We start from the raw sequence: 10511 nt of genomic DNA, 5'->3' as shown, positions 1-10511 counted from the left end.
ACGCCCTCACCCCAGCCGGTGCCGTCCGCCCCGGCCGCGAACGCCTTGCAGCGCCCGTCCGGCGACAGACCCCGCTGGCGGGAGAACTCCACGAAGACACCGGGGGTGGCCATGACGGTGACACCGCCGGCCAGCGCCAGGTCGCACTCACCCGAGCGCAGCGCCTGTACCGCCCAGTGCAGGGCGACCAGCGACGACGAGCACGCCGTGTCCACCGTCACCGCCGGACCCTCGAAACCGAAGGTGTAGGAGAGGCGACCCGAGGCGACACTGCCCGAGTTGCCGATCCCGATCAGACCCTCCAACTCGGCAGGAACCGCCGACAGTTGGCTCACGTAGTCGTGGTACATCAGGCCGGCGAACACGCCGGTCCGGCTGCCGCGCAGCGAGGCCGGGTCGATGCCCGCCCGCTCCATGACCTCCCACGATGTCTCCAGCAGCAGACGCTGCTGCGGGTCGGTCGCCAGCGCCTCACGCGGGCTGATCCCGAAGAACGCCGGGTCGAACTCACCGGCGTTGTACAGGAATCCGCCGTGGCGCGCGTACGTGGTGCCGATGGTCTCCGGGTTGGGGTCGTAGAGCCGTTCCAGGTCCCAGCCACGGTCGGTCGGGAACTCGCCGAGCGCCTCCGAGCCGCCGGCGACCAGGCGCCACAGCTCCTCCGGGGAGCCGACCCCGCCGGGGAAGCGGCAGGCCATGCCGACGATCGCGACCGGCTCGTCGTCGCCCGCGCCACGGACGGCGACGGGAGCGTCGGTCTTGGCCAGGGTGCCGGTGAGTTCGCCGTCCAGGTGGTCGGTGACGGCCCGCGCGTTCGGGTAGTCGAAGACGAGCGTCGCCGGGAGGCGGAGCCCGGTGGCCTCGTTGAGCTGCTGGCGCAGTTCGACCGCGCTCAGTGAGTCGAAGCCGAGGTTCTGGAAGGCCTCACCGGCGGGGACGGCCTCGGCCGAGGCGTGGCCGAGCACCGAGGCGACCTTCTCGCGGACGAGGGCGAGCAGGATCCGCACGCGCTCCGCCTGGTCGAGCCCGGCGAGGCGCCGCACCAGCTGCTGTGAACCGGCTCGGCTGGCCGGGCGTGCGGGGGTTCGGACCATGCCCCGCAGCAGAGCCGGGAGGGCGTCGCCGCGCGAGCGCAGCGCGGCCGTCTCGACCCGGGCGGCGACCAGTCCCGGAGTGTCGGCGCGCAGGCCGGCGTCGAACAGGGCGAGGCCCTCGGCCACGGTGAGCGCGGGAAGACCCTGACGCCGTACCCGGTCGAGGTCGGCCCGGCCGAGCCAGCGGCTCAGCCCGGTGTCGGTGTCCCAGAGGCCGAACGCCAGCGAGGTGGCCGGCAGGCCCCGGGCGTGGCGGTGGAAGGCCAGCGCGTCCAGGAAGACGTTCGCCGCCGCGTAGTTGGCCTGGCCGGCCGGCAGCAGGAAGCCACCGACCGAGGAGAACAGCACGAAGGCGGCGAGGTCGAGGTCGCGGGTGAGCTCGTGCAGGTGCCAGGCCGCGTCGGCCTTGGGGCGCAACACCCGGTCGAGTCGTTCCTCGGTGAGCGCGCCGACGAGTCCGTTGTCGCCGACGCCGGCGGCGTGCACGACAGCGGTCAGCGGGTGCTCGGCCGGCACGGTGTCGAGCAGCTCGGCGAGGGCGGGGCGGTCCGCGACGTCGCAGGCCGTGACGGTGACCTCGGCGCCGAGTCCGGTTAGTTCCTCGGCCAGCGCGGCCGCGCCGGGGGCGTCGAGGCCGCTCCGGCTGGTGAGCAGCAGGTGCCGGACGCCGTGGGCGGTGACGAGGTGGCGGGCGGTGAGCGCGCCCAGGCCGCCGGTGCCGCCGGTGATCAGCACGGTGCCCTGAGGGTCGAGGGTGGGCGCGTCGGAACCGGTGGCCGCACGGGTCATCCGGGGGACGCGCAGTTCGCCCGTGCGGAGGGCCAGTTCGGGTTCCTCGGTCGCGACTGCTGCCCCGAGGGCCTGCCAGGACTCGGCGCTGCCGTCGAGGTCGGCGAGCACGAAGCGGCCGGGGTTCTCGGCCTGTGCGGCCCGGACCAGACCCCAGGCGGGGGCGTGGCCGAGATCGATCTCGGCGGCCGGGTCCGTGACCACGGCATGCCGGGTGATCACGACGAGGCGGGAGGAGGAGAAACGCTCGTCGGCCAGCCACCTCCGGACGGCTGCCAGCACCCGCTCGGTGGTCTGGCGCAGCGCGGCGGGCACCTCCGTCGTCGGATCGGACGGCGGGCACAGCACGTAGACCCAGTCCGGCACCGGCTCGGTGTCGGCGAGCGAGTCCAGCTCCCGGTACTGCCCGGGGTCGGTGGCTGTACCGGACGGACTGGTCGGCCAACTCACGTGGAACAGCGCGTCATTACCCAGGGCGGCCCGCAGCTGGGCGGTGCTGAGCGGGCGGAGGTTCAGCGCGCCGATCTCCGCGACGGGGGAGCCGTCCCCGTCGGCGATCGCCAGCGTGACGGACTCGCCGGTGCGGGCGGGGCCGACCTTGATCCGCAGACCGGTCGCACCGACCGCGTGCAGGGCCGTCCGGTGCCAGGCGAACGGCATGTAGGGGCGGCCGGGCTCCGTGCCGGGCAGGAAGTCACCGAGCGCGACGGCGTGCAGGGCGGCGTCCAGCAGGGCGGGGTGCAGGCCGAACCGGGCGGCGGTCGCCTGGGCGGCGGAGGGCAGGGTGATCTCGGCGTAGATCTCGCGGTCCAGCTTCCAGGCGGCGGTGAGGCCCTGGAAAGTGTCGCCGTAGTCCAGGCCCATCGTGGCCATGTCGTCGTACAGGCCTGCCACGTCCACCGGGGTGGCGCCGGCCGGCGGCCAGGTGGCGAGGTCGAAGGCGGGAGCGTCGGCGGCCGGGGCCAGCACGCCCTGAGCGTGCTCGGTCCAGTCGGCGGCGTCCTGCACGCGGGAGTGGACGGTCAGCGTGCGGCGGCCCGACTCCTCGGCGGCGGCCACCAGCTGGACCTGGACGGTGCCCTCGGCCGGGACCACGAACGGCGCCTGGAGGGTGAGTTCGTCCAGCAGCGGGAGGCCGACCTCCTGACCGGCCCGGATGGCGAGTTCGGCGAGGGCGGCGCCGGGGAGGATGACGGTGCCGTTGACGGCGTGGTCGGCGAGCCAGGGCTGGGCGGCCAGCGAGAGACGGCCGCTGAAGACCACCTGCTCGCCGTCGGCCAGCTCGGTGGCCGCGCTGAGCAGCGGGTGGTCGATCGCGGCCAGCCCGGCGGCGGTGACGTCGCCGCCGTCGGCCAGCGTCTCGGGCCAGTAGCGCTGCCGCTGGAAGGCATAGGTGGGCAGCTCGACCCGGCCGGACTCCACGGGGGAGAAGTAGGTGCTCCAGTCGACGTCGATGCCGACGGTGTGGAGCCGGGCGAGGGCTTCGACGACACTGCGGGTCTCGTCACGCCCCTTGCGGGTGGTGGGGACGAACGTCTCGTCGCCGCCGTCGAGGGTCTGCTGGGCGAGGCCGGTGAGGGTGGTGTCGGGGCCGATCTCCAGGAACACCGCCGCTTCGGTGGCGGTGACGCCGTCGGCGAAGCGGACGGCCTGGCGGACGTGGTCCACCCAGTAGTCAACGCTGGTGAGTTGACCGGTCTCGGCCAGGCGACCGGTGACGTTGGAGACGACCGGCAGAGTCGGCTCGTGGAAGGTCACCGTGCCGGTGGCGTCCCGGAAGTCGGCCAGCATCGGGTCCATCAATGGCGAGTGGAAGGCGTGGGACACGCGAAGCCGCTTGGTCCGCGCAGTGGTCTGCGCCTCGATGGCGGCGATCGCCGCCTCGGAACCCGAAACCACCACGGCGGCGGGCCCGTTGACGGCAGCGATCCCCGCCTCCGTCTCGTGCCCGGCGAGCAGCGGCAGCACCTCGTCCTCGGTGGCGGCGATGGCGAGCATCGCCCCACCGGCCGGCAGCGCCTGCATCAGCCGGGCCCGGTGGGCGACGAGGGTGCAGGCGTCGGCCAGGTCGAACACCCCGGCGACGTGGGCGGCGGCGATCTCGCCGACCGAGTGCCCGGCCAGCACGTCCGCGCGAACCCCCAGCGACTCCAGCAGCCGGTACAGCGCGACCTCGAAGGCGAACAGCGCCGGCTGTGTCAGCCCCGTCTCGCCCAGCACCCCGTCGGCGTCCTCGAACATCACCTCACGCAGCGACCGGCCCACCAACGGATCCAGCACCGCGCATATCTCGTCCAACGCGCTCGCGAACACCGGGAACGCGGCCGCCAGATCGGCACCCATCCCGACCCGCTGGCTCCCCTGACCGGCGAACAGGAAGGCAAGCCGCCCACCCGCACCGGAACCCGAGATCCCACCGTCCACGGCCAACGCCCGCAGCCCCGCGACCAGTTCCTCCCGGTCCGCACCCACGACCACCGCACGCCGCTCCAGCACCGTCCGGTGTCCCGCCAGCTCCGCGCCGACCGCCGTGGGGGAGACCTCCGGCGTCACCCACGCGGCGAGCCGCTCGGCCTGGGCGCGCAACGCCTCGAGGTTCTTCGCCGACACCAGCCAAGGCACCAGCGGAAGTTCGCCCGCACTGACCGGAGGGGTCTCCGGCTCGCCCTGCTCCAGGATGACGTGGGCATTGGTGCCGCTGATCCCGAAGGAGGAGACGGCCGCGCGGCGCGGCGCGCCCTGGTTGCCCCACTGTCGGGCCTGGGTGAGCAGTTCGACCGCGCCCGTCGTCCAGTCGATGTGCGGGGAGGGCTGCTCGGCGTGCAGGGTGCGCGGGAGGACACCGTTGCGCATGGCCATCACCATCTTGATGATGCCGCCGACGCCGGCCGCCGCCTGTGCGTGCCCGATGTTGGACTTCAACGAGCCGAGCCAGAGCGGCTTCTCCGGTGAACGCTCCCGGCCATAGGTGGCCAGCAGCGCCTGCGCCTCGATCGGGTCACCCAGCGTCGTACCGGTCCCGTGCGCCTCCACCACGTCCACGTCCGCGGCCGACAGGCCGGCGTTGGCGAGGGCCTGCCGGATGACGCGCTGCTGGGACGGGCCGTTGGGGGCGGTGAGACCGTTGGAGGCGCCGTCCTGGTTCAGTGCGCTGCCCTTGACGATCGCGAGGACCTGGTGGCCGTTGCGGCGGGCGTCGGAGAGCCGCTCGACGAGCAGCACACCCGCACCCTCGGCCCAGCCGGCGCCGTCGGCATCGGCGGAGAAGGCCTTGCACCGGCCGTCGGCCGCGAGGCCGCGCTGGCGCGAGAACTCCACGAACATGCCCGGGGTCGACATCACCGTCACACCGCCGGCCAGCGCCAGGTCGCACTCGCCCGAGCGCAGCGCCTGCGCCGCCCAGTGCAGCGCCACCAGGGACGACGAGCAGGCCGTGTCCACCGTCACCGCCGGACCCTCGAAGCCGAAGGTGTAGGACACCCGGCCGGAGACCAGGCTGCCGCCACTGGTGGAGGCGGCGGAGCCGAGGCCGTAGTCGTGGTACATCAGACCGGCGAAGACGCCGGTCCGGCTGCCGCGCAGGTCCACGGGATCCAGCCCGGCCCGCTCCAGCGCCTCCCACGAGGTTTCCAGCAGCAGGCGCTGCTGCGGGTCCATGGCGACCGCCTCACGCGGCGAGATCCCGAAGAACGCCGGGTCGAACTCGGCCGCGTCGTAGAGGAACCCGCCCTGACGGGCGTAGGTCTTGCCGGGCGCGCCGGGTACTGGGTCGTAGATGCCGTCGATGTCCCAGCCGCGGTCGGTCGGGAAGTCCGCGACGGCGTCCCGGCCCTGTGCGACCAGCTGCCACAGGTCCTCCGGTGAGGCCACCCCGCCGGGGTAGCGGCAGGCCATGCCGACGATCGCGATCGGCTCGTCCCCGGCACGGACGGCGGCGACGGCCGTCGCCCCGGCCGCCCGGTCGCCGAGCAGCTCGCCCTGGAGGTACTCCGCGACGGCGGCGGCGGTCGGGTAGTCGAAGACGAGAGTGGCCGGCAGGCGCAGGCCGCTGGCCTCGTTCAGCTGGTTGCGCAGTTCGACGGCGAGCAGCGAGTCGAAGCCGAGGTCCTTGAAGGCCCGGTCGCCGGGGACGGCCCCGGTCGAGCTGTGACCGAGGACGGCGGCGGCCCTCTCACGGACCAGGTCCAGCAGGGCGTCGGCCCGCTGTGCCTCGCCGAGACCGGCGAGGCGCTGGGCGAGCGCCGAGGAACCGGCGCGCCGGGCCGCCGAGCGGGCGGGGGAGCGCACCAGGCCGCGCAGCAGCGCGGGGAGGGCGTCACCGCGCGAGCGCAGACCGGAGGTGTCGACCCGGACGGGGACCAGAACGGCGGCGTCCACCCGCAGGCCGGCGTCGAACAGCGCGAGCCCCTCATCGGTGGTCAGCGCGGGCAGGCCCTGGCGGCGGATCCGCTCCAGGTCGGCGCGGCTCAGGTGGCGCCCCATGCCGGTGTCGGTGTCCCAGAGCCCGTAGGCGAGCGAGGTCGCCGGCAGGCCGAGGCCGCGTCGGTGCACGGCCAGGGCGTCGAGGAAGACGTTGGCCGCCGCATAGGTGGCCTGACCGGCGGCGAGCACGAGGCCGCCGGCGGAGGAGAAGAGTACGAAGGCGGCGAGGTCGAGGTCGCGGGTGAGCTCGTGCAGGTGCCAGGCGGCGTCCGCCTTCGGGCCGAAGACGCCGTCGAGGCGCTCGGAGGTGAGCGAGCCGATCAGGCCGTTGTCGGCGACGCCGGCCGCGTGGACGACGCCGGTGAGCGGGTGCGCGGCCGGCACTGAGGCGATCAGGGCGGCCAGCGCCTCGCGGTCGGCGACGTCGCAGGCCTCGACCCGGACGTCGGCGCCCAGCGCGGCCAGCTCGTCGAGTAGGGCCGTTTCGGCGGCGCCCCGGCGGCTGGCGAGCAGCAGGTGCCGGACGCCGTGGGCGGTGACGAGGTGGCGGGCGGTGAGCGCGCCCAGGCCGCCGGTGCCGCCGGTGATCAGCACGGTGCCCTGAGGGTCCCAGGCGGGGGCGTCGATGTCCGGGGTGGCCCGGGTCAGACGCGGGACGCGCAGCTCGCCGGCCCGGAGGGCCAGCTCCGGCTCGCCGGCGGCGGCCGCGGTGGCGAGGGCGCGCCGGGACTCGTCGGTTCCGTCCGAGTCGGCCAGGACGAACCGGCCCGGGTTCTCCGCCTGGGCCGCACGGACCAGGCCCCAGACCGGCGCCTGGGCGAGGTCGAGGTCCTGGTCGGTGTCGGTCTTCACCGCGCCGTGGGTGACCACGAGCAGGCGCGAGGCGCTGAACCGCTTGTCCTCCAGCCAGCTCTGGATCTCGTTCAGCGCGCCGACGGCGGTGCCGTGCACGGACTGCAGGACGTCGGAACGCAGGGACTCGGACGTGGTCGGCGCGTACACCACCGTCTCGGGCGCGTCGGCCCCCGCGTCGACGGCGGCACGGGCCTCGGTGAGGTCCGGCAGCTCGCCCTCGACGACGGCAGCGCCGGTGAGCGGGGTCCAGGCGACCCGGAACAGCGACTCCGGTCGGTCGGCGCGGGCCCCGGCGAGCTGGTCGGCCGTGACCGGACGGACGGCCAGGGAGTCCACGGCGAGCACCGGAGCGCCGGTGGCGTCGGAGATCGCCAGCCCGATGGCGCCATCGCGCACCGGCGAGATCCGGACCCGGACGGCGGCGGCCCCGGCCGAGTGCAGACGGGCCCCGGTCCAGGAGAACGGCAGGACGGTGCCACCATCGCCGCCCTTGCCGCCGTCGACCAGCTGGGCGTGCATCGCGGCGTCGAGCAGGGCCGGGTGCAGGCCGAAGCGACGGGCGTCGGAGTGGGCCTGCTCGGGCAGCGCGACCTCGGCGTACACGTCCTCGCCGTGCCGCCAGGCGGCCTGCAGGCCCTGGAAGGTGGTGCCGTAGGCGTAGCCGCGGGCGAGCAGCAGGTCGTAGGCGTCCGTGACGTCGATGGCGGTGGCGTCGGCCGGCGGCCAGACGGCCGGGTCGGCCTCGGGGGCCGGGGCGGTGGTGGTGCTCAGCGACCCCTCGGCGTGCAGCGTCCACGGCGAGGTCGGGTCGGCCTCGGCCCGGGAGTGGACGGCCACCGCCCGGACGCCGTTTCCGTCGGCGGCGCCGACCAGGACCTGCACCTGGCGGTTGCCATCGGCCGCGAGGACCAGTGGCGCGCGCAGGGTGAGTTCCTCCACGACCGGCGTGCCGGCCTCCTCGCCCGCCTGGAGGGCGAGTTCGAGGAACGCCGTGCCCGGCAGGATGATCGCGCCGTTGACCTCGTGGTCGGCGAGCCAGGGCTGGGCGGCGGGGGAGAGCCGGCCGATCAGGATGAGGCCACCGGACTGCGGGGCGGGAACGAGGGCGCTGAGCAACGGGTGGTCGACCGTGCCGAGGCCGGCTGCGGTGAGGTCGCCAATGCCGGCGGAGCCTTGGAGCCAGTAGCGCCGGCGTTGGAAGGCGTAGGTGGGCAGCTCGACGCGGCCGGACCCGGCGGGGGCGAAGTAGGTCGCCCAGTCCACCGCGATGCCGATGGTGTGGAGCCGGCCCAGGGCTTCGAGGAGGGTGCGGGTCTCGGAGCGGTCCTTGCGGGTGGTGGGGACGAACGTCTCGCCGCTGTCGAGGGTCTGCTGGGCCAGGCCGGTGAGCGTGCCGTCCGGGCCGAGTTCGACGAGGACGGTGGCGCCGGTGGCACGGGCGGCGGTGACGCCGTCGGCGAAGCGGACGGCCTGGCGGACGTGGTTCACCCAGTAGTCGGGGGTGGTGAGTTGGCCGGGTTCGGCGAGGTGGCCGGTGAGATTGGAGACGACCTGAATGGTCGGCTCGTGGAAGACGATGTCGGCCAGTGCCGCACGGAAGTCGGCGAGCATCGGGTCCATGAGCGGGGAGTGGAAGGCGTGGGAGACGCGCAGGCGCTTGGTGCGCGCGGTGGTCTGTGCCTCGATGGCGGCGATCGCCGCCTCGGTGCCGGATACGACCACGGCAGCGGGCCCGTTGACGGCGGCGATCCCCGCCTCGGCCTCGTGTCCGGCGAGCAATGCGAGGACGTCGGTCTCGGTGGCGGCGATGGCGAGCATCGCCCCGCCGGCCGGGAGGGCCTGCATCAGGCGGGCGCGGTGGGCGACGAGGGTGCAGGCGTCGGTCAGGTCGAAGACCCCGGCGACGTGTGCGGCGGCGATCTCGCCGACCGAGTGCCCGGCCAGCACGTCCGCGCGGATGCCGAGGGACTCCAGCAGGCGGTAGAGGGCGACCTCGAAGGCGAACAGCGCGGGCTGCGTCAGCCCGGTCTCGCCCAGCACGCCGTCGGCGTCCTCGAACATCACCTCGCGCAGCGACCGGCCCACCAGCGGGTCCAGCACCTGGCAGATCTCGTCCAACGCGCTCGCGAACACCGGGAAGGCGGAAGCCAGGTCGGCACCCATGCCGACCCGCTGGCTCCCCTGTCCGGCGAACAGGAAGGCAAGCCGCCCACCCGCGCCCGAACCGGTCACCACGCCGGCTGCGTCCTCGTCCGCTGCCAACGCCCGCAGTCCGGCGATCAGTTCGTCCCGGTCGGTGCCCATGATCACCGCGCGGTGCTCCAGCACCGCGCGGTCGCCCGCGAGCGCCGCGCCGACCAGGGTCGGCGAAGTCCCGTCCTGTAGTGCCCAGTCGGCGAGCCGTGCGGCCTGCGCGGCCAGCGAGGCGGCGTCCTTGGCAGACACCAGCCAGGGCACCAGCGGGAGTTCGCCCTCGTGCCCGGCAGTGGTATCGGGTTCGCCTTGCTCGATGATGACGTGGGCGTTGGTGCCGCTGACGCCGAAGGAGGAGATGCCGGCCCGGCGCCGGTCGCCGCCCGGGAGCCACTCCCGGGCCTGGGTGAGGAGCTCGACCGCGCCTTCGGTCCAGTCGACGTGTGGGGACGGGGCGTCGATGTGCAGGCTCTGGGGCAGTACGCCGTGGCGCATCGCCATCACCATCTTGATGACGCCCGCGACGCCGGCGGCGGCCTGGGTGTGGCCGATGTTGGACTTCACCGAACCCAGCCAGAGCGGCTTGTCGGCCGGCCGGTCCTGGCCGTAGGTGGCCAGCAGCGCCTGGGCCTCGATCGGGTCGCCCAACGCGGTGCCGGTGCCGTGGGCCTCGACCGCGTCCACGTCCGAGGGGGTGAGGCCCGCGTTGGTCAGGGCCTGGCGGATCACGCGTTGCTGGGAGGGGCCGTTGGGGGCGGTGAGGCCGTTGGAGGCGCCGTCCTGGTTGATGGCCGAGCCGCGGACCACGGCGAGGACGGGGTGGCCGTTGCGGCGGGCGTCGGAGAGGCGTTCGACGAGGAGCATGCCGACGCCCTCGCCCCAGCCGGTGCCGTCGGCACCGGCCGCGAACGCCCGGCAGCGTCCGTCGGGTGACAGGCCGCGCTGGCGGGAGAACTCCACGAAGGTGCCCGGGGTGGCCATGACGGTCACGCCGCCGGCCAGGGCCAGGTCGCACTCGCCGGAGCGCAGGGCCTGGACCGCCCAGTGCAGGGCGACCAGGGAGGACGAGCAGGCGGTGTCCACGGTCACCGCCGGGCCCTCGAAGCCGAAGGTGTAGGAGAGGCGGCCGGAGGCGACGCTGCCGGAGTTGCCGATCCC

At 74.4% G+C, this 10511-nt stretch carries 1 protein-coding gene; it reads right to left on the bottom strand.

Annotated elements, in window-relative coordinates:
* Positions 1-10511 (bottom strand): SDR family NAD(P)-dependent oxidoreductase (locus AB0J08_RS39640; protein ID WP_360644405.1); only part of this gene is annotated, 10511 nt, incomplete at both ends.

It is taken from the genome of Kitasatospora sp. NPDC050463, assembly GCF_040655255.1.
Lineage (GTDB): Bacteria > Actinomycetota > Actinomycetes > Streptomycetales > Streptomycetaceae > Kitasatospora.
The sequence above is the reverse complement of the archived record's forward strand: the minus strand, read 5'-3'. Positions and strand labels throughout refer to the sequence as shown.